Annotated in this window: 22 protein-coding genes; 14 read left to right on the forward strand and 8 right to left on the reverse strand. The window is 70.6% G+C overall.

Translation table 11 applies throughout. From position 1 onward, the window contains the following. Positions 1 to 925 precede the first annotated feature (925 nt). Together AW271_RS10495 and AW271_RS10500 are read right to left on the reverse strand one after the other, a co-directional pair. The gene (locus AW271_RS10495) at positions 926 to 2,170 is read right to left on the reverse strand and encodes a PTS transporter subunit EIIC (protein ID WP_062335389.1); all 1,245 of its coding nucleotides are present in this window, start codon (positions 2,168 to 2,170) and stop codon (positions 926 to 928) included. 16 nt (positions 2,171 to 2,186) lie between these two features. Beyond that, positions 2,187 to 2,948 (reverse strand): GntR family transcriptional regulator, encoded by a 762-nt coding sequence (locus AW271_RS10500; RefSeq protein ID WP_231515337.1) that lies wholly within the window; start codon positions 2,946 to 2,948, stop codon positions 2,187 to 2,189. Between the two features lie 121 nt (positions 2,949 to 3,069). Here AW271_RS10500 and AW271_RS10505 point away from each other — a divergent pair, with 121 nt between their 5' ends. The 11 genes from AW271_RS10505 (at position 3,070) to AW271_RS10555 (ending at position 12,643) form a co-directional block, all read left to right on the forward strand. Next, positions 3,070 to 4,095: an SIS domain-containing protein gene (locus AW271_RS10505; RefSeq protein ID WP_062336378.1), complete on the forward strand. Its 1,026-nt coding sequence runs from the start codon at positions 3,070 to 3,072 to the stop codon at positions 4,093 to 4,095. 30 nt (positions 4,096 to 4,125) lie between these two features. Then, positions 4,126 to 4,365 (forward strand): PTS sugar transporter subunit IIB, encoded by a 240-nt coding sequence (locus tag AW271_RS10510; RefSeq protein WP_062335390.1) that lies wholly within the window; start codon positions 4,126 to 4,128, stop codon positions 4,363 to 4,365. Continuing rightward, positions 4,362 to 4,808, forward strand: a complete 447-nt coding sequence (locus AW271_RS10515; protein ID WP_062335391.1) for a PTS sugar transporter subunit IIA — start codon at positions 4,362 to 4,364, stop codon at positions 4,806 to 4,808. Before AW271_RS10510 ends, AW271_RS10515 begins: the two co-directional genes overlap by 4 nt. A gap of 55 nt (positions 4,809 to 4,863) precedes the next feature. Beyond that, on the forward strand, positions 4,864 to 5,121 hold the full coding sequence (locus tag AW271_RS10520) for an HPr family phosphocarrier protein (protein WP_062335392.1): 258 nt from the start codon (positions 4,864 to 4,866) through the stop codon (positions 5,119 to 5,121). Continuing rightward, positions 5,121 to 6,806 (forward strand): phosphoenolpyruvate--protein phosphotransferase, encoded by a 1,686-nt coding sequence (gene ptsP / locus AW271_RS10525; protein WP_062335393.1) that lies wholly within the window; start codon positions 5,121 to 5,123, stop codon positions 6,804 to 6,806. The genes AW271_RS10520 and ptsP overlap by 1 nt, the downstream gene beginning before the upstream one ends. A 17-nt stretch (positions 6,807 to 6,823) precedes the next feature. After that, positions 6,824 to 8,107, forward strand: coding sequence for a beta-N-acetylhexosaminidase (nagZ, locus tag AW271_RS10530; protein WP_245653023.1), 1,284 nt, complete (start codon positions 6,824 to 6,826; stop codon positions 8,105 to 8,107). A 15-nt stretch (positions 8,108 to 8,122) separates the two neighbouring features. Continuing rightward, positions 8,123 to 8,773 (forward strand): HAD family hydrolase, encoded by a 651-nt coding sequence (locus AW271_RS10535; protein WP_062335394.1) that lies wholly within the window; start codon positions 8,123 to 8,125, stop codon positions 8,771 to 8,773. A 20-nt stretch (positions 8,774 to 8,793) separates the two neighbouring features. Beyond that, the gene (locus AW271_RS10540) at positions 8,794 to 9,300 is read left to right on the forward strand and encodes a DUF6912 family protein (RefSeq protein WP_062335395.1); all 507 of its coding nucleotides are present in this window, start codon (positions 8,794 to 8,796) and stop codon (positions 9,298 to 9,300) included. A gap of 12 nt (positions 9,301 to 9,312) precedes the next feature. Further along, positions 9,313 to 9,948: an HAD family hydrolase gene (locus tag AW271_RS10545; protein WP_062335397.1), complete on the forward strand. Its 636-nt coding sequence runs from the start codon at positions 9,313 to 9,315 to the stop codon at positions 9,946 to 9,948. A 65-nt stretch (positions 9,949 to 10,013) separates the two neighbouring features. After that, positions 10,014 to 10,727 (forward strand): HAD family hydrolase, encoded by a 714-nt coding sequence (locus AW271_RS10550; RefSeq protein ID WP_245653043.1) that lies wholly within the window; start codon positions 10,014 to 10,016, stop codon positions 10,725 to 10,727. A 32-nt stretch (positions 10,728 to 10,759) separates the two neighbouring features. Continuing rightward, positions 10,760 to 12,643 (forward strand): acetoacetate--CoA ligase, encoded by a 1,884-nt coding sequence (locus AW271_RS10555; RefSeq protein WP_062335399.1) that lies wholly within the window; start codon positions 10,760 to 10,762, stop codon positions 12,641 to 12,643. Here AW271_RS10555 and AW271_RS10560 read toward each other — a convergent pair. The 5 genes from AW271_RS10560 to AW271_RS10580 form a co-directional block, all read right to left on the reverse strand. Then, the gene (locus AW271_RS10560; RefSeq protein WP_062335401.1) at positions 12,621 to 13,985 is read right to left on the reverse strand and encodes an FAD-binding oxidoreductase; all 1,365 of its coding nucleotides are present in this window, start codon (positions 13,983 to 13,985) and stop codon (positions 12,621 to 12,623) included. The genes AW271_RS10555 and AW271_RS10560 overlap by 23 nt on opposite strands. 62 nt (positions 13,986 to 14,047) lie before the next feature. Further along, the gene (locus AW271_RS10565) at positions 14,048 to 15,508 is read right to left on the reverse strand and encodes an NADH-quinone oxidoreductase subunit NuoF family protein (protein ID WP_062335404.1); all 1,461 of its coding nucleotides are present in this window, start codon (positions 15,506 to 15,508) and stop codon (positions 14,048 to 14,050) included. A 3-nt stretch (positions 15,509 to 15,511) separates the two neighbouring features. Next, positions 15,512 to 16,201: a hypothetical protein gene (locus tag AW271_RS10570; protein ID WP_062335406.1), complete on the reverse strand. Its 690-nt coding sequence runs from the start codon at positions 16,199 to 16,201 to the stop codon at positions 15,512 to 15,514. 141 nt (positions 16,202 to 16,342) lie between these two features. After that, positions 16,343 to 17,803, reverse strand: a complete 1,461-nt coding sequence (locus tag AW271_RS10575; RefSeq protein WP_157554019.1) for a DUF1996 domain-containing protein — start codon at positions 17,801 to 17,803, stop codon at positions 16,343 to 16,345. Positions 17,804 to 17,822: 19 nt separating this feature from the next. Then, positions 17,823 to 18,413, reverse strand: a complete 591-nt coding sequence (locus AW271_RS10580; RefSeq protein WP_062335411.1) for a DUF4142 domain-containing protein — start codon at positions 18,411 to 18,413, stop codon at positions 17,823 to 17,825. Between the two features lie 115 nt (positions 18,414 to 18,528). On the opposite strand from AW271_RS10580, the gene AW271_RS10585 reads away from it, so the two are divergent. The 3 genes from AW271_RS10585 to AW271_RS10595 all read left to right on the forward strand — a co-directional run bounded on the left by AW271_RS10585 (position 18,529) and on the right by AW271_RS10595 (position 24,394). Next, entirely contained in the window at positions 18,529 to 19,098 is a 570-nt protein-coding gene (locus AW271_RS10585; RefSeq protein WP_062335413.1) for a sigma-70 family RNA polymerase sigma factor, read from the forward strand. Then, the gene (locus AW271_RS42830; protein WP_062335415.1) at positions 19,098 to 19,280 is read left to right on the forward strand and encodes a zf-HC2 domain-containing protein; all 183 of its coding nucleotides are present in this window, start codon (positions 19,098 to 19,100) and stop codon (positions 19,278 to 19,280) included. The genes AW271_RS10585 and AW271_RS42830 overlap by 1 nt, the downstream gene beginning before the upstream one ends. Before the next feature lie 263 nt (positions 19,281 to 19,543). Next, entirely contained in the window at positions 19,544 to 24,394 is a 4,851-nt protein-coding gene (locus AW271_RS10595; RefSeq protein ID WP_062335417.1) for an NAD-glutamate dehydrogenase, read from the forward strand. On the opposite strand, the gene AW271_RS10600 is transcribed toward AW271_RS10595, so the two are convergent. Next, positions 24,384 to 25,391, reverse strand: coding sequence for a DUF8094 domain-containing protein (locus tag AW271_RS10600; RefSeq protein WP_062335419.1), 1,008 nt, complete (start codon positions 25,389 to 25,391; stop codon positions 24,384 to 24,386). The two genes, AW271_RS10595 and AW271_RS10600, sit on opposite strands and share 11 nt — an antisense overlap. Positions 25,392 to 25,401 lie beyond the last annotated feature (10 nt).

Raw genomic sequence — 25,401 nt, forward strand, 5'->3', positions numbered from 1 at the left:
GCGTCGGAGGGGGAGACGCGGTCGATTTCCGCCAGGTCGGCGTAGACGGGGTCGGGGGTTGGGGTCGGGGCGAGCCGGGGGAGAGGCATCGTGGCTCCGGGAAGTCGGGGATAGGGACACCTGATAGAGGTTTCGGGCCGAGCTCTCGGATACGCGGCCGTAGGTTTCTCTCCGCATTGGGATGGTCGGATCGGCATACATGCCGATAGAAGTGACCAGGTTGGTATGGACCGCCGGGTGGCCAAGCCCGGGACCCTTCAGCTGACGGTGCGAGCCCGGAAGCTGTAGTTGGCAGAGCGGAGCCGCGCTAAGCGCGGGTGTCGGCCCACGGAAGCCTCCGCACCGCTGCGCTGCTTCTGCGTTGAGCTTCTGCGTTGAGCTTCCGCGTTGAGCTTCTGCGTTGAGCTTCCGCGTTGAGCTTCCGCGTTGAGCTTCCATGCTGGGCTTTCGCGCTGGGCTTTCCCATCGGGCGTCTGGGATGCGCCGAGTACTCGGCCACGGTGACGTCAGCACGCTGGGTTTCTACGGCAATGGGCTGCCGTGCGTGGGCTACCGCGATCAGCCATCGGGCACTGCGCCGAGTGCCGGGCCACGGCGATGCCAGCACGCTGGCTCCTACTGCGACGGCTTACCGCGATCGGGCGGCCGCGTGGTGCGCCGAGTGCCGGGCCACGACGATGCCAGCACGCTGGCTCCTACTGCGACGGCTTACCGCGATCGGGCGGCCGCGTGGTGTGCTGGGTGCTGGGCCATGGCGATGCCAGCACGCTGGCTCCTACTGCGACGGCTTACCGCGATCGGTGACCGTGCGCCGTGCCGGGTGCTCGGCCGCGGCGATCTCAGCACGCGGAGCCCCTACCGCTATGGGCTATCGCGACCGGCTATGGCGATAAACCACCCCGATGAGCTCCAGGTGGGGGAGAGGTCAGGTCGTGGCGTCTACGTCGGAGTCGGGGTCTCGGCCTGGGGTCATGATGTTCAGGCGTTTGATCAAGAACGTGAAGACCGTGTAGTACACCACGAAATAGACCACCCCGATCGCCATGATCAGGGCGAAGTTGTGGGTGTTGTCCTTGGTCGCGTTCAGGGTCGCGTCGATCGCGCCGCCCGAGAAGCCGAAGCCCAGTCGCCCGCCCAGCCCCGCCACCAGTGCCATCGACAACCCCGTCAGCAGGGCGTGCACCACGAACAGGACGGGCGCCACGAAGATGAAGGCGAACTCGATCGGTTCGGTGATGCCCGTCACGAACGACACCAGGGCGGCGGAGATCATGATGGAGCCGACCGCGTTGCGGCGGTGCGGGGGAGCGGCGCGCCAGATGGCGATGGCCGCCGCCGGGAGGCCGAACATCATCACCGGGAAGAAGCCCGCCATGAACGCCCCGGCTCCGTCCTGGCCGGCGAAGTAGCAGTTCAGGTCACCCGCCGTGTGCAGGCCGTTGACCGTGCACTCGGGCACGGTGAACCACACGATCGAGTTCACGAAGTGGTGCATGCCCAGCGGGATCAGGGCCCGGTTCACCACGCCGTAGATCCCCGCGCCCAGGGTCGAGTGGGTCGCCAGCCAGTCGCCGAACGACGACAACGCCTGGCCGATCGGGGGCCAGATCAGGCCGAAGACCACTCCCAGCAGCAGGCCGGCCAGGGCGGTCAGGATGGGGACGAAGCGGCGGCCGCCGAAGAAGGCCAGCCAGGGCGGCAGTTTGATCCGGTGGTAGCGCTGCCACAGCAGGCCCGCGACCAGGCCCATCAGGATGCCGCCCAGCACGCCGGTCGGGTTGGCGGCGGCCAGGTTCAGGGCCTCTGCGGGGGTTCCGTTGGTCACCACCGTCTGGGCGACGCGGGGGCGCAGGGAGGAGTCGAAGAACATCAGGTGGGTGACCCGGTCCCAGACCAGGTAGCCCACCACGGCGGCCAGCGCGGTCGAGCCGTCGGACTTGCGGGCGAAGCCGACGGCGACGCCGATCGCGAACAGCAGGGGGAGGGCGTCGAACAGGGCGCCGCCGGCGCCGCCGACGATCCGGGCGACCTTGTCGAGGGTCTCGTTCGTGGTGCGGCCGAGCAGGTCGTCCTGGCCGACCCGGAGCAGGATCGCCGCGGCGGGCAGGGCCGCGATCGGGAGCATGAGGGAGCGTCCGATCCGCGACAACACGGTCATCGTGGCGGCCATCGTTCCTCCCGGGTCTCTAGGCCCGCCGTGGCTCCAGGAGTGTACGGAGCTGGTAGCGGTCGGCCCGGTAGGTCGACACGCCCAGCTCGGCGCAGACACCGCCGGCGTAGGACCGGCGGGACAGCAGCAGCACGGCACCGCCGCGGGGGAGTTTCAGCAGGTCTGCGTCGCTCGGGTCGGCGATTCCGCCGTCGATCGTGAGTTCCCCGGCGTCGAGGATCAGACCGTATCGGGACTCCAGGAGCGCGTACAGGGATCGGCCGGAAAGGTCGTAGCTCTCCAGGTCGGGGGCGAGGGCGAGGGGGATGTGGGCGCGCTCGATCGCGAGGGGCTCGCCGTCGGCGGTGCGCAGGCGTTCGATGAAGTGAACTTCGTCACCCGGGGCGATGCCGAGTTCGCGGGCGAGGTGGGCGCTGGCCCGGACCACCCGGCGGTCGAGGTCGCGGCTGCCGGGCTCCAGGCCGCGGGCGCGCATGTCGTCGCTGAACGACGTGAGCTGGAGGGCCAGCTCGATCTTCGGGCGGGCGACGAAGGTGCCCTTGCCCGGTACGCGGTGCAGCCGCCCCTCGCTGACCAGGTGATCGACCGCTTGGCGTACCGTCATGCGGGAGAGACCGAAGCGCTGGCAGAGCTCGCGTTCCGACGGGATCGCCGCGCCGATGGGCAACTCGTTGCTCTCGATGAGGTCGAGGATGATCTCGCGGAGCTGGAAGTACTTCGGGACTGGGCTGTCAGGGTCGATCGTGGCGCCGGTCCCCCGGGCGTCGATGCCGGCCACTGTCGCCTCCCCTCTCCGCTTTGTTATGGTTCGTACTGGTCTAGTCCGGACTAGACCACACCGCCGAAATGTCTGTCAACGTACGGACCGATTACAGGATGGGCACGTGACGACGACGAAGATGCGCAGTGAGATCGCCGAACAGCCGGCCGCCCTGCGCGCCACGCTGGACGCCCTGCTCCCCCGAATCCCCGATGTCACCTCTCTCGCCGGACAGACCCGCCACCTGCTGTTCATCGCCCGGGGCACCTCGGACAACGCCGCGGTCTACGGGCGCTACCTGATCGAGTCGCACGCCGGACGCCTCGCGGCGCTGGCCGCGCCGTCGATCGCCACAACCTACCGCCGGAAGCTCGACCTCGACGGCGTGCTCGCCGTGGCCGTCTCGCAGTCGGGGCGTACCGAGGAGATCGTCGAGACCCTCGACTGGGCCCGCGACTGCGGCGCGAAGACCGTGGCCATCACCAACGGCGGCGAGCAGAGCCCGCTGGCGCGGGCCGCCGACCTCGCCCTGTGCACGGTCGCCGGCGAGGAGAAGGCGGTGCCGGCGACCAAGACGTACACGACCCAGCTGGCGGCCATGGCGGTGCTGGCGCTGGGCCTCGGCGCCGACGTCCACCAGGACGATCTGCAACGAGTCCCGGACGCCATCCAGAAGCTCATCGAGGACCCGGGCGACATCGACGCCCTGGTCGAGGGGCTGGCCGACAAGCCGGGCGTGGTCGTGTCGGGGCGCGGGCTGGCCTTCTCGACCGCGCTCGAACTGGCGCTGAAGCTCAAGGAGGCGTGTTACCTGCACGCCATGGGCCTGTCCTACGCCGACCTGCTGCACGGGCCGATCGCGGTCGTCGACGCCGACACCCCGGCGATCCTGGTCGCCGCCGGCGAGGGGCCGACCCTGCCGGGCACGATCGCGCTGGCCGAGCGGGTGACCGGCGCGGGCGCGGCGTCCTACGGCGTCGGCGGCGGCCACGCCCTGGCGAACGTGTCGACGGCCTCGCTCAACGGTCCCGACCTGCCCGAATGGGTGGCGCCGCTGGGGCTGATCGTCCCCGGTCAGCTGCTCACCGAGGCGCTGGCGCGCCGGCTCGGGTACGACCCCGACGCGCCCCGCGGCCTCAACAAGGTCACCCAGACCGACGAGTAGGGTTCGCCTGAAGATCCAGAGGGAGGCGTCATGGCGGATGCGGCAAAGATCGTCGCGGCACTGGGCGGGCCGGCCAACATCATCGAGGTGGAGCCGTGCATCACGCGGCTCCGGACCGAGGTGCGGGACGCCTCCAAGGTCGACCGTGACGTCCTGAAGAAGGCGGGCGCCCACGGCGTCATGGTCACCGGGAACGTCGTGCAGGTCGTCGTCGGGCCGGAGGCCGACACGATCGCGAGCGACATCGACGACCTGCTGGACTCCGCTTGACGACCGTCCACTCTCCGGTGAACGGCCGCGCGGTCGGGCTGCCGGCCGTGCCCGACCCCGTGTTCTCGCAGGCCATGGTCGGACCGGGCGCGGCCGTCGACCCGGCGCGGGGGCCGCAGGTCGCGGTCGCGCCGATCACCGGGCGGCTGGTCAAGCTGCACCCGCACGCCTACATCGTCGTCGGCGACGACGGCCGGGGCGTGCTGACCCACCTCGGGGTCGACACCGTGAAACTGCGCGGCGCCGGCTTCGAACTGCTGGCAGTCGAAGGCGACCTCGTCACGGCCGGGCAACCGGTCGTCGCCTGGCATCCGCATGCCGTCGACGAGGAGGGGTATTCGCCGGTCTGCCCGGTGATCGCCCTGGACGCCGGGCCGGAGAGCGTCTCCGGCGTGGTGAGCGGACCGGTCGAAGCGGGCGATCCCCTCTTCGACTGGCATTGACCCCGAACCGGGTGTTGGATGAGTGGTCCGGACCGCCGGACCCAGAGGAGGCAGCGTGCCGCAACGAAGGCTCATCGTCGAGGCGGAGGTGGGCCTGCACGCCCGTCCGGCCGCCACGTTCGTGCAGACCGCGACCAGGTCGCCGGCCGAGGTGACCCTCGCCAAGGGCGACGGCGCACCGGTCAACGCCAAGAGCATCCTGTCGGTGCTCGCCCTCGACGTGAAGAAGGGCGACGCCATCACCATCAGCACCGACGGCGACGGCGCCGAGGAACTGCTCGACGAACTCGCCTCGATCGCCGGAGCGCCCTGATGGCCACCACGCTCACCGGCTCCGGCGTCAGCCCCGGCACCGGCTACGCCCCCGCCCACCTGCTGACCGGCTCGATCCCCGAGCCCCCGAAGGGCGCCGTCCACGACGGCGACGCCGCGGCCGAGAAGGCCCGCGTGCAGGCCGCGCTCGAAGAGGTGGCCGCCGACCTGGAGGCCCGCGGCGAACGCGCCGGGGGAGAGGCCGCCGAGGTGCTCTCGGCCCAGGCGATGATGGCCCGCGACCCGGGCCTGGCCGACGGCGTCGGCGAACTCGTCGACGCGGGGGTCTCCGGTGACAGGGCCGTGTACGAGGCCTTCGGCGCCTACCGCGACCTGCTCGCGGCGGCCGGGGGATACCTCGGGGAGCGCGTGGCCGACCTCGACGACATCCGCGACCGGGCCGTCGCCCGGCTGACCGGGGCGCCGATGCCCGGCGTGCCGGTCGACGCGGCGGAGCCGTACGTCCTGGTGGCCCGCGACCTGGCCCCCGCCGACACCGCGCTGCTCGACCGGAACCTGGTCGCCGCGTTCGTCACCGAAGACGGCGGGCCGACCAGTCACACCGCGATCCTGGCCCGCGCGATGGGCGTGCCGGCCGTCGTCGGGTGCGCGGGCGCGACCGCGCTCGTGCAGGGCACCCTGCTGCTGGTCGACGGCGCGACGGGCGAGGTCGTCATCGAGCCGGAGCCCGCCGCCGCGCAGGCCGCCGTCGCGGCCGCGCGGGCCCGCGCCGAGGCGTTGTCGGGCACGACCGGGCCCGGCGCCACCGCCGACGGGCACCCCGTCCCGCTGCTCGCCAACGTCGGCGGACCCAAAGACCTCGAAGCGGCGCTGGCCAACGGCGCCGAGGGCGTCGGGCTCTACCGCACCGAGTTCCTCTTCCTCGACCGCGCCGACGCGCCCACCGAGGAGGAGCAGCAGGCCGCGTACCGGGCCGTGTTCGACGCCTTCCCCGGCGGCCGGGTGGTGGTGCGCACCCTCGACGCGGGCGCCGACAAGCCGCTCGCCTTCCTGCCGCCGCCCGGCGAGGAGCCCAACCCGGCCCTCGGCGAACGCGGCCTGCGCATGTTCCGCCGCTACCCCGACATGATGGCCGCCCAGCTCGGCGCGCTGGCCCGCGCCGCCGAGGGCACCGAGGCGATCCCCTACGTCATGGCCCCGATGGTGGCGACCGTCGCCGAGGCGGCCTGGTTCGCCGACGCCTGCCACGCGGCCGGGCTGGAGACCGCCGGCATCATGATCGAGGTGCCGTCGGCCGCGCTGCGCGCCCACGACCTGGCGAAGGTGGTCGACTTCTTCTCGGTCGGCACCAACGACCTCACCCAGTACGCCATGGCCGCCGACCGCCAGGTCGCCGGCGTCTCCGACCTGCAGGATCCCTGGCACCCGGCGGTGCTCGACCTGATCGCGCTGGCCGCCGGGGCGGCGGGCGCGGCCGGGAAGGGCTGCGGCGTCTGCGGCGAGGCCGGGGCCGATCCGGTGCTGGCCTGCGTGCTGGTCGGCCTGGGGGTGACGTCGTTGTCGATGGGCTCCCCGGCGCTGCCGTGGGTGCGCGCGTCGCTGGCCCGGCACACCCTCGACCAGTGCCGCGCGGCGGCCGACGCCGCCCGGTCGGCACCGGGCGCGTCCGAGGCGAAGGAGGCGGCCCGGGCCTGCCTGACCGGCCTGGGTGATCTGGGGCTCTAACCACTACGGTGTCTGAGGTGTCCCTCCACAGGGCGCTGCTCGGCGCCGGTCTGCTCGTCGTGGTGGCGGGGTGCTCGAGCACCCCGCCACGCACCGCTCTGCCCAGTTCCCCGACGGCCTCGGTCGTCGCCCCGCCTCCTCCGCCCAGCCCGTCGCCGTCTGAGGACCCGATGGAGAAGATGACGGTCGAGGAGAAGGTCGGCCAGCTCTTCATGCCGGTGCTCTACGGCTCGTCGGCCCGCGCGGCCCACCAGGAGAACCTGGCCCGCTACGGCGTCGGCAGCCCGGCCGAGGTGATCCGGAGATACCACCTGGGCGGCGTCATCCTGTTCCCCGGCACCGGCAACATCGAGAGCGCCCGCCAGGTCGCCACGTTCACCGCCGGGTTGCGCGCGGCGGCCGGGAAGGCGCCGCTGCTGATCGGCGTCGACCAGGAGAACGGCATCGTCTCCCGGCTCAAGGGCATCGTCACCGAGGTCCCGGGCGCCTCGGTGATCGGCCAGACCGGCGACCTGCGCAACGCCCGCGACGCGGCCCGCGTCACCGCCGAGGAGCTCAACGCGCTCGGCATCTCGCTCGACTTCGCCCCGGTCGCCGACGTGAACGTCAACCCGAACAACCCGGTCATCGGGCCGCGCGCCTACGGGAACGATCCCGAGAAGGTCGCCGACATGGTCGGCGCGGCCGTGCAGGGCTTCCACGACGGCGGGGTCGCCGCTACGGTGAAGCACTTCCCGGGCCACGGCGACACCAACGTCGACAGCCACACCTCGCTGCCGGTCATCGACCACACCCGCGCGGAGTGGGAGAAGCTCGACGCGCCGCCGTTCAAGGAGGCCATCGCCAACGACGTCGACGCCGTCATGAGCGCCCACATCGTGATGCCCGCGCTCGACCCGTCCGGCGACCCGGCCACGTTGTCGAAGAAGATCCTCACCGGGGTGCTGCGCGGCGAACTCGGCTTCGAGGGCGTCGTCTTCACCGACGCGCTCAACATGGACGGCGTGCGCAAGAAGTACGGCGACGGCGAGGTGGCCGTGCGCGCGATCCTGGCCGGGGCCGACATCCTGCTCATGCCGCCCGACTTCGGCGTGGCGCGCGACGCGGTCCTCGCGGCGGTGGCGTCGGGCCGCATCACCGCGACCCGGCTCAACCAGTCGGTCGAGCGCATCCTGCACCTGAAGCGCGAGTTCCGCCTCGACGACCCGCGCACCTTCCCGACCCCGGCCGAGGCCGTGAAGCTCATGAAGACCAGCGAGCACCGCGCGGTGGCCCGGCGGATCAACGGCGCCGCGAAATGACTACCCTTTGACCACATGACGGTCAAAGGGGTGCTAATCGACTGGGCCGGAGTGCTCACCACGAGCATGGCCGAGTCCATCAACACGTGGCTGGTCGGCGACAACATCGACGCCGACCACTACCGCGACGTCATGCGCCGCCTCATCACGGCGGCGTACGGCGGCGGCGCCGAGAACCCGATCCACACGCTGGAGCGCGGCGAGATCACCGCGCTCGCGTTCGAGACGGGCCTGGCCGCCGAGCTGCGCACGCTCGACGGGGACTCGCCGATCGCCGAAGGGCTGCTGACCCGCATGTTCGCCGGGTTCCTGCCGGTCGAGGCGATGTTCGAGATGCTCCGCCGGGCGCGCAAGGCCGGCTACAAGACCTGCCTGGTGTCGAACTCGTGGGGCAACGAGTACGACCGCACCGGCTGGGACGAGGCGTTCGACGCCGTCGTCATCTCGGGCGAGGTCGGCATGCGCAAGCCCGAGCCGCGCATCTTCGCGCACGCCGTCGGCCTGGTCGGGCTCGAACCGGCGGAGTGCGTCTTCATCGACGACATCGAGGGCAACATCGTCGCCGCGCGGGAGCTCGGCTTCACCGGCATCCTGCACACCCACGCCGACTCGACCATCGCCGAACTGGAGACGCTGCTGAAGGTGCCGTTGCGCGCCCTTCCGTGACTTGCTGGCACACTCGTCGCATGCGTGTCTACCTTCCGTGCACGCTCTCCGCGCTGGCCCGCACGGCCGCCGCGGGTGAGCTGGGCCCCGCTCCGCTGACCGGGTTCGCCGTGACGCCCGCCCTCGTGGAGTGGTACGTCTCCGGCGACACCGAGGAGCTCGAATACGTGGCCCTCACGGAGGCGGCCCGCGCGTCGCTCCGGATGATCGCGGCCGACCTGGCCGACGGCGTGACCGCCCCGGCCCGCCGGGTGGTGATCGCGGCCGACGTGCCCGACGCCGACGTCCAGGTCAGTCCCGACGTGTCGGAGCGCGGCCGGGTCAGGCTCGGCGCGCCGGTCGCGATGCGGCTGATCCAGGCCGCCCACGTCGACGAGGAGTCGGCTGCGCCCGACGTCGAGGCCGCCGCGCTGGCGCTCAAGGCCGCCGACGCCGGCGACGACGACGCGCAGTTCACCGTCGACGGGGCCGAGGCCCACGAGCTGCTCTGGTACGCCACCCAGGAGATCCCCGACGTGCTTGGATAATCTGGAGTCCTTATGACACACATCGTCTGGGACTGGAACGGCACCCTCTTTCACGACTCCGACGCCGTCGTGAGCGCCACCAACGAGATCTTCCGCCCCTACGGGCTGGCCCCCATCGACCTCGACGGGTTCCGCAGCGTCTACTGCCGCCCGATCTGGGTCGCGTACGAACGCATGATCGGCCGCGCCCTCGAAGAGGGCGAGTGGGAGCTGCTCGACCGGGGCTTCCACGACCACTACCACCGGCTCATGGAGGCGTGCCTCCTGGCCGAGGGGGCGCTGGCGAGCCTGGCCGCCTGGAGCGACTCCGGCCGCAGCCAGTCGTTGTTGTCGATGTGGCAGCACGAACGGCTGGTCCCCAAGATCACCGAGTTCGGCATCGACCACCACTTCACCCGGGTCGACGGCCTGCGCCCGTCCGGCCGCGCCGACCACAAGGCCGACCACATGGAGGCCCACGTGAGGGCCCTCGACGTCGACCCCGCCAAGGTCGTGGTGATCGGCGACAGCGTCGACGACGGCGTCGCGGCCCAGCACGTCGGCGCCCGCGCGATCCTCTACACCGGCGGCATGACCAGCCGCGCCGAACTGGCCGCGCTGGGCTTCCCGGTGGTCGACTCGCTCTCAGACGCAATGGATCTGATCTGACCCGAAGCGGGACAGAGGGGCTTACCCTGGCCCAAGTCACCCTTCTTGCGCGCCCGGAGGCAGCCATCGACCGCCGACTCGTCCTCTGGAACGTCGACCTGACCCTGGTCGACGTCACGATCGTCACCCGGGACGCCTACGCCGAGGCGTTCCGCGCGGTCACCGGGCGTCCGCTCGTGAAACTGGCGCCCGCGATGGGGCGGCCCGACTCCGAGATCATCTTCGAGACGCTGGCCATCAACGGCATCGTGGTCGACGACGACCACCTGCCGAGGTTCATCGAGGAGCTGGCCCGGTCGTTCGGCGACCGGCGCAAGCGGCTCGCCACGGAGGGCCGGGCGATGCCCGGGGCCAAGGAGGCCCTGCACGCCGTCTCCCGGCTCGACGGCACCGTCCAGTCGGTGCTGACCGGGACCATCAAGTCGAACGCCGTCCACAAGCTGATGGCCTTCGGCCTGAACAAGTACGTCGACTTCGAGGTCGGCGGCTACGGCGAGGAGGTCTACCCCAAGGCCAGCCTCCTCCAGGTCGCCCAGGGCCGGGCCAAGGAGAAGTACCGCGCCCCCTTCGAGGCCGTGCTGATCGGCGACTCGACCCGTGACGTGCAGGCCGCCCGGATCGCCGGGGCGGCGATGATCGCGGTCGCGTCGGGCCGGTCGACCGCCGCGGAGCTGACCGAGGCGGGGGCCGACATCGTGCTGCCCGACCTGTCGAACGCCTCCGAGGTGGTCGCCGCGGTGGCCCGGCTGACCGACCGTTATGTGGGGGGCCGACAGTGACATCCCCCTGACCTCGCAGCAGGATGGGGGCCATGGTGAGTGAAGGCGACGTGCTCTGGGTCCCATCGGCCGAGGTCATCCGGGATGCCCGGATCACCCGTTTCCAGGAGGCGGTCGGCCGGCCCGGCTCCTATGACGGGTTGTGGTCGTGGTCGGTGGAGGAGCCCGCCGCTTTCTGGACCGCCGTGTGGGATTACTTCGGCGTCGTCGGCGACCGTTCCGACGGTCCGGTCATAACCGGAGAAATGCCGCACGCATCGTGGTTTTCCGGCAGTCGTCTTAATTATGCGGAAAACGCGCTAAAAGGCCCTGGCGACCGTATTGCAGTGATATTTCGGGATGAATCGGGCGGGCGGCGGACGTACACGCTCGGAGAGTTGCGCGACGAAGTCGCGAAAGCGCGGGCCGGGCTGGTGGCACTGGGCGTCGGAACGGGCGACCGGGTGGCCGGATATCTGCCGAACATCCCCGAGGCGCTGATCGCCTTCCTGGCCACCGCCTCGCTGGGGGCGATCTGGTCGTCGTGCTCGCCCGACTTCGGGGCTCCGGCGATCATCGACCGGTTCACCCAGATCGAGCCGAAGGTCCTGATCGCGGTCGACGGCTACACCTACAACGGCAAGTACTTCGACCGGACCGGTGTGGTCGCCGACATCGCGGCGCGGCTGCCCTCGCTCAACGCGACAGTCAGGGTCTCCGAGTGGGACTCCTTCACCCGGCCCGGCGACCTCGCCTTCGACCGGGTGCCCTTCGACCACCCGCTCTGGGTGCTCTACTCCTCCGGCACGACCGGCCTGCCCAAGCCCATCGTGCACGGGCACGGCGGCATCGTCGTCGAGCACCTGAAGTCGCTCACCTTCCACCAGGACCTCGGCGAGGGCGACCGGTTCTTCTGGTACACCACCACCGGCTGGATGATGTGGAACTACCTCGTCGGCGGCCTGCTGGTCGGCGCGACGGTCGTCCTGTACGACGGCTCGGCCGCCCACCCCTCGACCGCCGCCCTGTGGGACCTCGTCGCCGACGAGGGCGTGACCTACTTCGGCACCGGCGCCCCCTACATCGTCGCCTCGATGAAGGCCGGCCTGAAGCCGGCGGGACTCTCGGCGCTCAAGGGCGTCGGCTCGACCGGCTCGCCCCTGCCGCCCGAGGGCTTCGCCTGGGTCTACTCCGACGTCTCGGGCGACGTCCAGCTCGGCTCGTTCTCCGGCGGCACCGACGTCTGCACCGGGTTCGTGGGCGCGGTGCGCACCCTGCCGGTGCGCGCGGGCGTCATCCCGTGCCGCTCGCTCGGGGCGCGCGTCGAGGCGTTCGACCCGGCGGGCGAGCCGGTGACCGGCGAGGTCGGCGAGCTCGTCATCACCGCGCCGATGCCCTCGATGCCGGTCATGTTCTGGAACGACCCCGACGGCCGCCGCTACCGCGAGTCGTACTTCGAGGAGTACCCCGGCGTCTGGCGGCACGGCGACTGGATCAAGATCCGGCCCGACGGCGGCAGCGTCATCTACGGCCGCTCCGACTCGACCCTCAACCGGGGCGGGGTGCGGATGGGCACCAGCGAGTTCTACCGGGTGGTCGAGCGGTTCGAGGCCGTCGCCGACAGCCTCGTCATCGACACCGGCCGTCTCGGCCAGGAGGGCCGGCTGCTGCTGTACGTCGCCCTCGCCGACGGCCACGACCTCGGCGAGACCCTCGTCAAGGAGCTGAAGACGGCCCTGCGCACCGAGTTGTCGCCGCGCCACGTGCCCGACGAGATCACGGCCGTGCCGGGGATCCCGCGCACGTTGTCGGGCAAGAAGCTCGAAGTGCCGGTGCGCAAGATCCTCCAGGGGGTGCCGGTCGAGCGGGCCGCCAACCCCGACGCGATGGCCAACCCCGAGGTGCTGGCGTTCTTCACACCCCTTGCGGATGCCTGAAGAACCCGGTCGGGTCGTAGACCTTCTTCACGGCCGCCAGCCGGGCGGCGTTCGGGCCGTAGTACTGGTCCTTATAGTCCTTTAGGGCCATATCGGGATAGTTAACGTAGGCATGCCGTCCGAGCCGCGGCGTCATCGCATCGCGAGCCGAGCGGACCCAGGCACTTGCGCCGTCGAAGTGGCCGTAGTACTGGAGGCTGAACAGCGCCTTCCGGTGCGGGAACGCCGTCGCGCCGGGGGCCACCCGGCCGACCGCCCCGCCCAGCGCGTCGATCAGGACGGTGTGCCGTCCGGGCCGGCCCACCTGGGCGATGAGCGCCTTGACGGTCGCGTCGCTCATCTCGGCGTACGCGAAGTGGCTGCTGGCGCTGAACCGGTCGCGCGGCCCGGTGTGGCACGCCTCCAGGGTCGAGCAGCCGGCCATGAAGTACATCGCCTGGAGGTAACCCATCGACTTGACCGTCCGTGTCGACGGCGGGAAACCCGCCAGGAGGGCCTCACAACGCGATCTGGAGCCCAAATAGAGCCCGGTGACGGAGACGGACCGCCCCGGGTCCTGTGAGAGGTGCAGATTCGACCACAGCGCGTCGGGCGCCCCGGGGGCCCACCGTTGCCACTTCTTCACCACGGCGAACGCCTGCGACCACGGCCAGCGCATCGTGAACACGGTGACGTCCCTGACGGGGTGGGTCTGGTAGGTGAAGGAGGTGGCGATGCCGAAGTTCCCGCCGCCGCCTCCCCGCAGCGCCCAGAACAGGTCGGGGTGGCTGTCGGCGGTGGCCGTGATCAGCTTTCCCGCGGCCGTCACGAGGGAGACGGCCTTCAGCACGTCGATCGTCAGTCCGTAGCGGCGCGCGACGACCCCGATCCCGCCGCCCAGCGTCAGGCCGGCCACGCCGACCGTCGGGCACGAGCCCGCGGGGATGCTGACGCCGCTCTTGCCGAGGGTGGCGTAGACGTCGATCAGCTTGGCCCCCGACCCGACCGTCGCCAGGCCGCCGGCCAGCTTCACGGCTTTGAGCTGGGAGACGTCCACGACCAGGCCCGATCCGGTCGACCAGCCGGCGTACGAGTGGCCGCCCGACCGGGGGTGCACGACCAGGCCGTTGCGGCGGGCGAACCCCACGCAGGTCGCCACGTCGGCGGCGGAGGCGCAGTAGGCGACGGCCCGGGGGGTCGCGGTGTCGAAGGCGACGTTGAAAACGCGTTTGGCGGTGGCGTAGGAGGCGTCGCCGGGCCGTACGAGACGGCCCTTCAACGTCCGGTCCAGTGCGGCCCAGTCAGGCGCCGCGCCCGCGAACGGCGCGAGCGCCGCCGCGGACAGAAATTCACGACGATCCACTGCAAATCACTCCCCGAGGGTTGGTACTACCTCGTGAGACGACCGCTGGGATAACGAACCGATTACTTCCGGGAGTCGACTCGGAGCGCCAGCGCCGGGCACATCTCGACCGCCCGCTGCGCCTCGCTCTTGGCCCACGCCGGAACCGGCGAGTCCATGAACACCGGGAAGCCGTGGTGGTCGAGTTTCACCAGGTCGGGCATGAGGTGGGCGCAGAGGCCGTGGCCCTGGCAGCGGGTCCAGTCGACCACCAGCCGCACGTCGCTGGCCTCGGTGATCGGCATCGGCAGGGTGTTCTGCACGCCCCGGCCGCACGAGCCGTTGATGATGTGCTCGTCGACGTCCTCGGCGAACGCCTCCAGGGCCGACAACACGAAGCGGGTCGTGCCGTCGGGGTGGAAGCACGCGCCCCGGCCCTTGACCGCCGTGGCGGCCGATTTCACCAGGTCGTGGGCCTGCGGGTCGCCCATGGTGAGCTCCGACAGGGCCCGCGCGAGCGCCGGCAGGCCGATGCGGCACGGGCCGCACTGCCCCGACGACTGCTGGGCGAGGTAGGCGGCGACCCGGACCGTCTCCCCGAGGGGACACGTGTCCGGGCCCAGCGGCACGATGATGCCCGCGCCGAGCTCACCGCCCGCCTGCTGCATGCCCCGGCGCGACACGATCGCGCCGTAGGCGTCGGCCGCGCTCAGCCACTTGCCGTGGTAGCCGCCGATCAGCACGCCGTCCCCGACGTCCGCCTCGCACATGTCCAGCACCTGCGCCAGCGGCACCCCCGGCGTGACCTCCACGACCGAGGGCGACTTCACCGACCCGCTCACGCTGAGCAGGGTCGTGCCGGGCTCCTGCACGGTGCCGACGGAGCCGTACTCCTCCGGGCCCAGCTCGGCGAGCAGCGCGAGCTGGGCGAACGTCTCGGTGTTGGACAGCAGGGTGGGCAGTCCGCGCACCCCGGCGTCGCTGGTCCGGACCTTCCGCCCGGACGGCTGGCCCAGCTCGCCGTTCACCGCCCGGACGAGGGACCCGCCCTCGCCCGAGATGAACCGCTCCTGGATGCCGGCCACCCGGACGTATCCGATGAGCCCGCGCTCGGCCACGGCCGCGCGCATCGAGCCCTCCGCCAGCTCACCCGCGGGGGTGGCGATGACCACCTCTTTGGCGTCCAGCGCACTGGCCGCCAGCAGCGCGCCCTCGAGCACGAGGTGCGGCTTGCGGGTGAGCAGCATCTTGTCCTTCATGCTGGCCGGCTCGCCTTCGGCGGCGTTGACCAGCACGACGGTGTCGGAGTTGCGCGCGTTGGCCTGGACGGCCCTGAGCTTGCGCGCGAACGGGAAGGCCGCCCCACCGCGTCCCCGCAGGTCGACCTCTTCAGCCAGTGAGATCAGTGAGTCGACGGACTGGCCGTCGAGTTTGCCGTGGATCTCGTAGTGAGTGTCGAGGTCCATCCGGCGGTGCTCGTCGAGGCCGGCGGTGAGCCGGGCCGGACCGAGCCTGCGGATCTTGGAGACGCGGTAGGGAATCATGTCTTAGACAACCCTCCTTAGCTTCTGGGGCTGGGCGGCCTGCTCGCGCTCGGCCAGCCTGTTCGTCTTGCGCTTGGCGTCCTCCTGCGGCATCGGCAGCTCCTCCATCTCGTCCTGCATGGTCGTCTTCGGCCTGAGCGAGACGATCGCGCGGATCATGAGGGCGGTGCCGACGGCGACGATGCAGAGGATGTAGCTCCACGCCACCCAGGGCGCGGGCGTCCGACCGGCCGCCAGGCCGTGCAGGATCGAGACGGGCCAGGCCAGATAGGCCAGGTCGTGCAGGCCACGCCAGATCCAGGGGTGGACGGCCATGGCGAACCGGCCGCGCATCACCCCGGTGGCGACGATCACGATGAACAGGTCGGACGCGACGGCGCCGGCCCCCACCGCCAGGTTGGTGGTGGGGATGACCGACCCGTACGACGGGACCAGCCCGGCCGCGATCTTCATGCCGATGTGGACGACCAGGAAGCCGACCCCGATCAGGGCGGCGCCCCGGTGCACGAGTTGTGCCCGGACGCGCCACCTGATCGGCAGGATCATGCGCTCGGACGTGAGAAGTCCCAGTCCGACGGTCGCCGTGAGCGCCACGAGCGAGAAGACGCCCGCGTACAACGTGAGGAACTCCTGCGCCATCAGCAGGACCTGGGTGCTCAGGCCCAGACGGGCGCCGAGCAGTGATCCGGCCATGATGGTGAACGCGAGAGAGCCCAGGACGATCCGAACGCCTCGTTTCTGGAGGTCGAAGCGTTCGGACCGCCGATGAGCCCGCCTTTTTGACACTGATTCCTCCGGTTAGGGGGGATCTGCCGAGGGCTCTGAGACCGCCGATCAGCAGCGGCGATTACGGTTGATGCACTGCACCATGAAGTTCATGAGGTTGTTGGGCATGACGTTGTGGAAGTCGGCGTGGTCGGTGATCGGGCTGTGCTTCTGCTCGGGGAACGCGTCCACGGCGAAGCTGGCGCCCTGCGGCACCGCGTAGGCCAGGGTCATGCGCAGCTGGGGAACGGCCTGGGTGCCCTGGGGGCAGCGGCCGCTCTGGTCGGGGAACACGATGTGCGTCCGGTGGTTGGCGCTGTCGGTGTTCTGACCGTCCCAGCAGCTCGGGAAGTCCAGGATGCGCATCACGAGGCTGCCTCTCGGACAGACCGGATACTTGTCGGAAGCCCGGTTCTGGAAACCGGAGCAGGTCCACTGCGCCCGCGCGTTGGCCGGACCGTTGGTGGCCGCCTTGGCGTCACCGGTGATCACACGCAGGAAGCGGGGCATCGCGACGACCCGGCTGAACCGGTTGCCGCGGAACTGGAGCTGGACCGCACGCGGGGTCAGGATCTGGCCGACGTTGCCGTCGGCGAAGCCGCCGATCTCCGAACCGTCCTGGCCGGGCCGCGGGGGCTGGCCGGTCTGGGCCGGCTGGGGCTGCTGGCCGCCGTTGTTGCCGCCGTTGTTGTTCCCGCCGTTGTTGTTGTTGCCCCGGCCGCCGTTGTTGCCGCGGTTGCCGAAGCGGCTCTGGTTCTCGGGCTGGGGCTGCTGCCTGCTGAAGCTCTGCGCCTGCGCCGCGCCGTTGCCGGCGTTCGCATCGGGCTGCTGCTGGCTCTGGTCGGCCTGGCCGGTGTTCCCCGCCTGGTCATTGACGGGCTGGTCGCCTTGCTGCGCAGCCTGGTCATTGACGGCTTGATCGTTGGGAGCGGCCTGGTCGCCCTGCTGCTGCTGCTGTTGCTGTTGCTGCTGAGGCTGGGCGGAGGGGTCCTGCTGCTGCTGGTTCGGGTCCTGCTGCTGGTTCGGGTCCTGCTGTTGCTGGTTGGGGTCCTGCTGCTGTTGCTGCTGGCGGTTGTTCTGGTTGTTGTTCTGGCCCTGCAGCCTCAGGTCCGGCCGGAGGCGGAGGATCGGCCAGAAGTACGCCGACCTGTCGCCGTTCCGGCAGGTCGTGCCGCCGGCGGCGAGTGACTGGTCGGTGGAGAACCCGCTGGTGGTGACGTTGCCCACGTAGTCGTGGACGTGGTGCGCGCCGTTCGTCACACCCGGCGCGACGATGTGGTTGTCGGAGTTGCGGTGCCCTCTTTCGTTACGGCCACACTGCGAGGTGAACGATCCGCCACCTGCGACGACACCGTTCGCACGGCCGACGCGGCGGATGTCGACGAAGTCGCTCAGGGCCGGGCCGAGTGCGTCGCACTCGGCGCCGCCGATGCGTGGGTCGCAGGCCGCGAAGGCCGGCGTCGGGAAGCTCGGCAGGATCAGGGACCCGGCCAGCAGAGCTCCCGCCATGGCGAGGGCGCGTTTACGCATGTTCTTCTTTTCCTCCTGGTTAGACCGGCGGGACCGGGAGCGCGGAGTAGTCCACCAGGCCGGTCTCCTCGAGCACACGCATGTGCTTCATGACGACCACGTTGGCCTCCGCGGCGAAGGCGCGGATCCTCTCGTTCCGCGTCCCTGCGCGGATCGCGGCGACCGTGGCGAAGACCTTGCCGTGGGCGGCTCGCAGCCGGTCGGCGAAGATCTGGTCGAACTGGGCGCCGGTCGCGTTCGACATCTCACCCAGCCAGCGCTGCTGGTCGGGGTTGGGCTCGTTGGGGAGCAGCACGCCGAGTGCGGCGGCCTCCGCGCGGACCGCCTCGTCGAGCTTCGCGTGGTCGACCATGAGGTGGTTGCCCGCGATCTTGACCTTCTCGTTGGTCGAGCGCTCCTGAGCCCAGCGGCCGGCGGGGATCTCCCAGAGCCCCGCCCACCGCACCTTCACGAGGAAGTCCCTGTCGGCGGGACTCAACGGGCCCCACCGGGTGGAAGTGAAACCCTGCTGCGCCGTCGCCTGTTCTTGGGGCACGACGACGATGACGGCGACGGCCGCCGCGAACAGGAAAACCGCGAAGACCACGAGTTCCCCGAACCGGAACCGCATGGCGCCTCCTCTCTTTCGGGGGGAGGTACGCGGGCTTGTGACGGATGGTTCAGGAATAGTTAGAAATGACGAGAGTTGTCAGAGTTGTGTACAGGCCACAAACCCTGATGCAAATATGTGGCCTGTGCGCCGACAACTCGACAGCCGGTTCGAGCGTCTGGACCCCGACGTTGACCCTGATTGGGATGATCGCCTCATCAGGGAGCTCTATAACGAGTTCGGTGGTCCGTTGCTCCGTCAGGTCAGGCAGACGACCGGCAACGACCTTCAGTGGGCGGAGGACGTCGTTCAGGAGACGTTGCTTCGTGCCTGGCGTAACGCGGCGAAACTGACGTGGGAGAGGGGACTGCTCTGGGCATGGCTCCTCACCGTCTCTCGCCGCATCGTGATCGACGGCCGCCGCCGCCGCGGTGTCCGTCCTCGGGAGGTGGAACCTCCCGAAGCGGACAGCATCGCGGTGCCCGACGGTGCCGACAAGACCCTGGCGGCGATCGTCGTCGCCGACGCCTTGCGCGGCCTAAGCGCCGATCACCGAGAAGTTATCGAACAGACATACTTACGGGACCGTACGGTTAACGAGGCAGCAGTGATACTGGGGATACCTCCGGGTACTGTGAAATCGAGGCTGTACTACGCTCTGCGTTCCCTCCGCGGGGTCCTGAAGGAGAGGGGAGTGGCCAGCTGATGTCCGAGTCGTCACACCACGAAGTGGCGGCCTACGCCCTCGGGGTGCTTGACGACGCCGACGTCGAGGCCTTCGAACGCCACCTCGACGCGTGCGAGCGGTGCCGGCAGGAACTCAAGGTGATGGCCGAACTGCCCGGCCTGCTCGATGACGTGAAGTCCTCATCGGAGCGAACCAACTAATCCGCGTGACGTGACACCGCAGCCGTCAGACCATGAGTTTGACGGCTGCGGTGTTTTCGGCTGTTATCGGGAGCGGTGGTCCGTGCCGCCGGTCAACGGAGACCGGCAGGCGTCCGCCCCAGAGGTCGCGTCCCCGTGTCGTGGATCTATCACCGCTTCACGGGAAGCGCTGTGCGATGCTGACACGACCGCCCTCCTCTTCGCGGCTGACGTGAGGGCCCCTCACACAACTCGCACCAGCTCACAAAGGAGTGAGGACCGCGATGCCGCTCGATCCGGCCGGGGAACTCGACGACCTGCTCCGCGCGGCCGCCGCCGCGTGCGGCGACGCCGATGCCGACACCCTCGACTATCTGCGGGAGTTCTACCGCAACGTCCCGCCCGACGACCTCGCCAACCGCGACCCGGCGAACGTCTACGGCCCGGCGCTGGCCCACCGCAGGCTCGCCGCGGTCCGGCCGCAGGGCCGGGCGCTGGTGCGGGTGCTCGCGCAGGCCCCCGACGACCACGGCTGCGACCTCGGCGACTCGGTGGTGCAGATCGTCACCGACGACATGCCCTACCTGGTCGACTCGGTCACCAACGAGATCGAACGGCACGACCTCGGCACCCACCTGATCGTCCACCCCCAGATGCGGGTGCGCCGCGACATGACCGGCCGCCTCCTCGGGCCCGACGAGATGGACGTCACCGGCCTCACCCTGGCCGAGTCGTGGATGTACATCGAGATCGACCGCCAGACCGACCCGGTCGCGCGCGGCCTGCTCGAATCCGACCTGCTGCGTGTCCTCGACGACGTGCGCGGCGCGGTCGAGGACCAGGCGAAGATGCGCGCCCTGGCCGTCTCGACCGCCGACGACCTCGCGGTCAACCCGCCGCCGCTCGACCCCGGCGAGGTCGAGGACAGCCTGGAGCTGCTCCACTGGCTGGCCGACGGCCACTTCACCTTCCTCGGCTACCGCGAATACCGCCTCGAAGAGGACGACACGCTGACCTCGCAGCCGGGCACCGGCCTGGGCGTGCTGCGTCCCGACCGGGCGGGCTCGGGCAGCTTCGCCGCGATGCCGCCGGAGCTGCGCGCCAAGGCCCGCGAGAAGCAGGTGCTGATCGTCACCAAGGCCAACAGCCGGGCCACCGTCTCGCGCCCCGCCTACCTCGACTACGTCGGCGTGAAGCTGTTCTCGCCCGACGGCGAGGTGGTCGGCGAGCGCCGCTTCCTGGGCCTGTTCACCCACGTCGCCTACAACGAGTCGATCTCCCGGGTGCCGCTGCTGCGCCGCAAGCTGGCCGCCGTGCTGGAGAAGGCCGGGTTGTCGCCCGACAGCCACGACGGCAAGGACCTCATCGAGATCCTGGAGACCTACCCGCGCGCCGAGCTCTTCCAGATCTCCGCCGACGAACTGCTGCCGATCGCCCTGGGCGTGCTGCGGCTGCGCGAGCGCAAGCAGGTCAAGCTGTTCCTGCGCCGCGACGACTACGGCCGCTACATCTCCTGCCTGATCTACCTGCCGCGTGACCGCTACACCACCAAGGTCCGCCTGCTGATCCAGGACCTGCTGATGAGGGCGCTGGGCGGGCACACCCTCGACTACAGCGCGATGATCGGCGAGTCGGCGCTGGCCCGGCTCCACGTCGTCGTCCGGGGCGAGCGCGGCGTGCCGCTGTCCACGCAGGGCGTCGACGTCGACGCGCTGGAGGCCAAGGTCACCGCCGCCACCCGCACCTGGGAGGACGACCTCGCCGCCGCCATCGCCGACCTGTGCGACGAGGCCGACGTGCCGGGGCTGACCCGCCGCTACAGCATCGCCTTCCCCGAGGGATACAAGGCCGACTTCCCGGCCCGCGCCGCCGTCGCCGACCTCAAGCGCCTCGAACAGCTCAGCGACGACGACGCCGACGACATCGCGATGAACCTCTACGAGCCGCTCGACGCGGCCGAGGGGGAGTGGCGGTTCAAGCTCTACCGGCTCGGCGCGGCGATCTCCCTGTCCCACGTGCTGCCGCTGCTGGCGCGCATGGGCGTCGAGGTCGTCGACGAGCGGCCCTACCAGGTCGACCGCGACAACGACCCGCGCACCAAGGACGCCTGGATCTACGACTTCGGGCTGCGCTACACCCGATCGGCGGAGTTGCCCGCCGACGACTTCAAGCGCCTGTTCCAGGACGCCTTCGCCGCCCTGTGGAAGGGCCAGGTCGAGAACGACGGCTTCAACGCGCTCGTGCTCGCCGCCGGCATGACCTGGGAGCAGGCCGAGGTGCTGCGCGCCTACGCCAAGTACCTGCGCCAGGCCGGGGCCACCTTCTCGCAGGACTACATCGAGAAGACGCTGCTCGGGAACCTGCGGCTGGCCCGCCTGCTGGTGCGCCTGTTCGAGGCCCGGCTCGACCCGCGGCTGCCCGAGACCTCCCGCGAGGACATGTCGGCCGCGCTGCGCGAGGAGGTGCTGGCCTCCCTCGACGAGGTCGCCTCGCTCGACGAGGACCGCATCCTGCGGGCCTACCTCGAATGCGTCGGCGCGACGCTGCGCACCAACTTCTTCCAGCACGACGCCGAGGGTCGGCGCAAGCCGTACACCTCACTGAAGTTCGACCCCCAGGCGATCAGCGTGCTGCCCCTCCCGAGGCCCAAGTTCGAGATCTTCGTGTACGGACGGCGCGTCGAGGGCGTGCACCTGCGCTTCGGCAAGGTGGCCCGAGGGGGGCTGCGCTGGTCCGACCGCATGGAGGACTTCCGGACCGAGATCCTCGGCCTGGTCAAGGCGCAGATGGTGAAGAACACCGTGATCGTGCCGACCGGGTCGAAGGGCGGCTTCGTCGTCAAGCACCCGCCGCAGGGCGGCCGCGAGGAATTCCTCGCCGAGGGCATCGCGTGCTACCGGCAGTTCATCTCCGGCCTGCTCGACGTCACCGACAACCTGGTGCACGGCGAGGTCGTGCCGCCCGCCGACGTGGTGCGCCACGACGGCGACGACACCTACCTCGTGGTCGCCGCCGACAAGGGCACCGCGACCTTCTCCGACATCGCCAACGGCGTGGCCAAGGACTACGGCTTCTGGCTGGGCGACGCGTTCGCCTCCGGCGGCTCGGTCGGCTACGACCACAAGGCCATGGGCATCACCGCCCGGGGGGCCTGGGAGTCGGTGAAGTACCACTTCCGCACCCTCGGGCTCGACACCCAGACCACCGACTTCACCGTCGCCGGCATCGGCGACATGTCGGGCGACGTGTTCGGCAACGGCATGCTGCTCTCGCGGCACATCCGCCTGGTGGCCGCCTTCGACCACCGCCACGTGTTCGTCGACCCCGACCCCGACGCCGCCCGCGGCTTCGCCGAACGCGAGCGCCTGTTCGCCCTGCCGCGCAGCTCGTGGGACGACTACGACCGTGAGCTGATCTCCGCCGGGGGCGGGGTGTGGCCGCGTACCGCCAAGTCGATCCCGGTCTCCCCGCAGATGCGGATCGCGCTCGGCGTCGACGCCGCCGTCACCTCGCTGGCCCCGAACGACCTGATCAGCGCCATCCTCCGGGCCCCGGTCGACCTGCTGTGGAACGGCGGCATCGGCACCTACGCCAAGGCCGCCGCCGAGTCGAACGCCGACGTCGGCGACAAGGCCAACGACGGGCTGCGGGTCAACGCCGCCGACCTGCGCTGCAGGGTCATCGGCGAGGGCGGCAACCTCGGCTTCACCCAGCTCGCCCGCATCGAGTTCGCGCTGCGCGGCGGCCTGGTCAACACCGACTTCATCGACAACTCGGCCGGGGTCGACACCTCCGACCACGAGGTCAACATCAAGATCCTGCTCGACGAGGCGGTCCGCGAGGGCGACCTGACCGAGAAACAGCGCAACGGGCTGCTGGCCGAGATGACCGGCGAGGTCGGCGAGCTGGTGCTGCGCGACAACCACGCCCAGAACGTGGTGCTCGCCGCGGCCCGCAAGCAGGCCGCCGAGATGCTGCACATCCACACCCGCTACCTGCGCCGGCTGGAGCGGCAGGGGCAGCTCAACCGGGCGCTGGAGTTCCTGCCCTCCGACAAGGCGCTGGCCGAACGCCGCCAGGCCGGGCTCGGGCTGACCGCGCCGGAGTTCTCGGTGCTGCTGGCCTACACCAAGCTGGTGGTCGACCGCGAGGTGCTCGCCAGCGACCTGCCCGACGACCCGGCGCTGCGCGAGTGGCTGGTCTCCTACTTCCCGTCGGCCTTGCGGGAGACGTACCAGACCTTCATGGACAACCACCCGCTGCGGCGGGAGATCATCACCACCGGCGTCACCAACGACCTGGTCAACAACGGCGGCACCAGCTTCGTCTTCCGGTTCCACGAGGAGCTCGGCGTCTCCACGCCCGACATCGCGCGGGCCTACCTGGTGACCCGGGAGGTCTTCGACCTGCCCGCGTTCCGCCGCCAGGTCGAGGGGCTGGAGAACCGGGTCGACGTCGACACCCAGCTGGCCATGCTGCTCGAAGGGCGCAAGTTGTCCGAGCGCGGCACCCGCTGGCTGCTCAACAACCGCCGCCCGCCGCTCGACCTGGCCGCCTCGGCCCGGTTCTTCGCCGACGGCGCGGCCCTGCTGCCCAACCTGCCCAAGCTGCTGACCGGCCCCGACCTGACCGCCTTCGAGGAGCGCCGCGACCACTTCGTCGGCCGCGGCGTGCCCGACGAGCTGGCCGAGCGGGTGGCCGCGATGGTGCCCGCCTACTCGACCTTCGACCTGGTCGAGATCGCGGTCGCCACCGACCGGCCGGTGAGCGAGGTGGCCGAGGTCTACTTCGACCTGGCCGACCGCGTCCAGCTGGCCCGGCTGCGCGAACGCGTGATAGCGCTGCCGCGCGACAGCCGGTGGAACACGATGGCCCGCTCGGCGCTCCGCGACGACCTCTACGCCGCCCACGCCAGCCTCACCCACGACGTGCTGGTGCACAGCAAGCCGGGCGAGGCGCCCGAGGAGCGGCTGGCCCGCTGGTCGGAGGCGAACGAGGCGGCGGTGACCCGGTCGCGGCAGACCCTGTCGGAGATCTGGGAGAGCGACGTGTTCGACCTGGCGACGTTGTCGGTGGCCCTGCGGGCGATCAGGACCCTGGTCGCCACCAGCGGCCTGCCGCGCGCTACTCCGTAGCGCTGGCCTGGGTGATCCGGCCGTCGTAGGCGATGATCTCGGCCCGCGCCTTGGAGGTGCGGGGCGGGACCAGCGCCAGGAACTGCTGGGTCTCCTGGATGCGCCGGTCCTTGAGGATCTCGGTCGTCGTCAGGTCCCACTTGGCGTCGGCCGGGATCGGCAGGTGGCCGCCCACGGCGTTGGGCAGCGCCGGGATCCACTGGCTGGTGCGGGTGAGCGTGTAGAAGAGCAGGCCGCCGCCGTCGGCGGTGCGGACCGCCAGCACCGGGTAGGAGGCCGCCGCCGCGAAGATCGAGATGTACTCGTACCCCTCGGTCTTGTAGATCTCCTTCTGCGTGGCGATGTCGTCGAAGAAGCCCTTGGTCAGCGGGCCCTCCTCGATCAGGTCGGAGGTGAACCCGTCGGGGCCCTCCTCGGCGACCGTCGCGTGCAGGGGACCGAGCAGGTTGGGGCTGATCGCGATCGACTGGTCGCGGGCGTCGAGGGAGACGGCGTAGCCCTCGGCGTCCTCGGCGATCTGGGGGAGCACCGCGCCGCTGTTCAGCAGGGTGGTGAGCCCGCGCTGCCACGACTCGCCCTCTTTCATGAACGTCATGACGGCGGTCTGCTTCACCTTGCCGTGGCGCCGCTCGGCCACCGCCGCGAACCACGGCGTGACCCCCTTCTGCAGGCGCGGCACGATCAGCGTGCGGGGCCCCCAGGAGTATCGGATGGGCCTGTTTTCGGATGACCGATATTCGGCCAGCACGAGCGGGTCCTGACCGTCTCTGGCGCGGTCGAGGGCCATCCGGCCGTCGCCCATGCTCCGGATCACGTCGTCGGCGCCGAGGAAGACGTCGGCCGCCTTGGCCGCCTCGTCGATGGTGAGGGCCGGCGGGGCCGGAGTGGGGGAGGGCTTGGTGGTGGCGGCGACCGGACTCGGCTTGGGCGCCGGGGCCTGGGTCGTGCACGCCGCCAGCAGCGTCATCACGAGGGGAAAGGCCAGCGCGCGGCGCATGTGAATCCCC

Source organism: Herbidospora sakaeratensis (assembly GCF_001570525.1).
Lineage (GTDB): Bacteria > Actinomycetota > Actinomycetes > Streptosporangiales > Streptosporangiaceae > Herbidospora > Herbidospora sakaeratensis.

Coding starts and splice junctions, on each gene's coding strand:
- AW271_RS10595 (WP_062335417.1), top strand. CDS start 19,544: ATGCCGCTCGATCCGGCCGGGGAACTCGACGACCTGCTCCGCGCGGCC.
- AW271_RS10495 (WP_062335389.1), bottom strand. CDS start 2,170: ATGGCCGCCACGATGACCGTGTTGTCGCGGATCGGACGCTCCCTCATG.
- ptsP (WP_062335393.1), top strand. CDS start 5,121: ATGGCCACCACGCTCACCGGCTCCGGCGTCAGCCCCGGCACCGGCTAC.
- AW271_RS10545 (WP_062335397.1), top strand. CDS start 9,313: ATGACACACATCGTCTGGGACTGGAACGGCACCCTCTTTCACGACTCC.
- AW271_RS10600 (WP_062335419.1), bottom strand. CDS start 25,391: ATGCGCCGCGCGCTGGCCTTTCCCCTCGTGATGACGCTGCTGGCGGCG.
- AW271_RS10510 (WP_062335390.1), top strand. CDS start 4,126: ATGGCGGATGCGGCAAAGATCGTCGCGGCACTGGGCGGGCCGGCCAAC.
- AW271_RS10585 (WP_062335413.1), top strand. CDS start 18,529: ATGTGGCCTGTGCGCCGACAACTCGACAGCCGGTTCGAGCGTCTGGAC.
- AW271_RS10540 (WP_062335395.1), top strand. CDS start 8,794: ATGCGTGTCTACCTTCCGTGCACGCTCTCCGCGCTGGCCCGCACGGCC.
- AW271_RS10575 (WP_157554019.1), bottom strand. CDS start 17,803: ATGCGTAAACGCGCCCTCGCCATGGCGGGAGCTCTGCTGGCCGGGTCC.
- AW271_RS10570 (WP_062335406.1), bottom strand. CDS start 16,201: ATGGCCGGATCACTGCTCGGCGCCCGTCTGGGCCTGAGCACCCAGGTC.
- AW271_RS10505 (WP_062336378.1), top strand. CDS start 3,070: ATGCGCAGTGAGATCGCCGAACAGCCGGCCGCCCTGCGCGCCACGCTG.
- AW271_RS10555 (WP_062335399.1), top strand. CDS start 10,760: ATGGTGAGTGAAGGCGACGTGCTCTGGGTCCCATCGGCCGAGGTCATC.
- AW271_RS42830 (WP_062335415.1), top strand. CDS start 19,098: ATGTCCGAGTCGTCACACCACGAAGTGGCGGCCTACGCCCTCGGGGTG.
- AW271_RS10565 (WP_062335404.1), bottom strand. CDS start 15,508: ATGATTCCCTACCGCGTCTCCAAGATCCGCAGGCTCGGTCCGGCCCGG.
- AW271_RS10580 (WP_062335411.1), bottom strand. CDS start 18,413: ATGCGGTTCCGGTTCGGGGAACTCGTGGTCTTCGCGGTTTTCCTGTTC.
- AW271_RS10535 (WP_062335394.1), top strand. CDS start 8,123: ATGACGGTCAAAGGGGTGCTAATCGACTGGGCCGGAGTGCTCACCACG.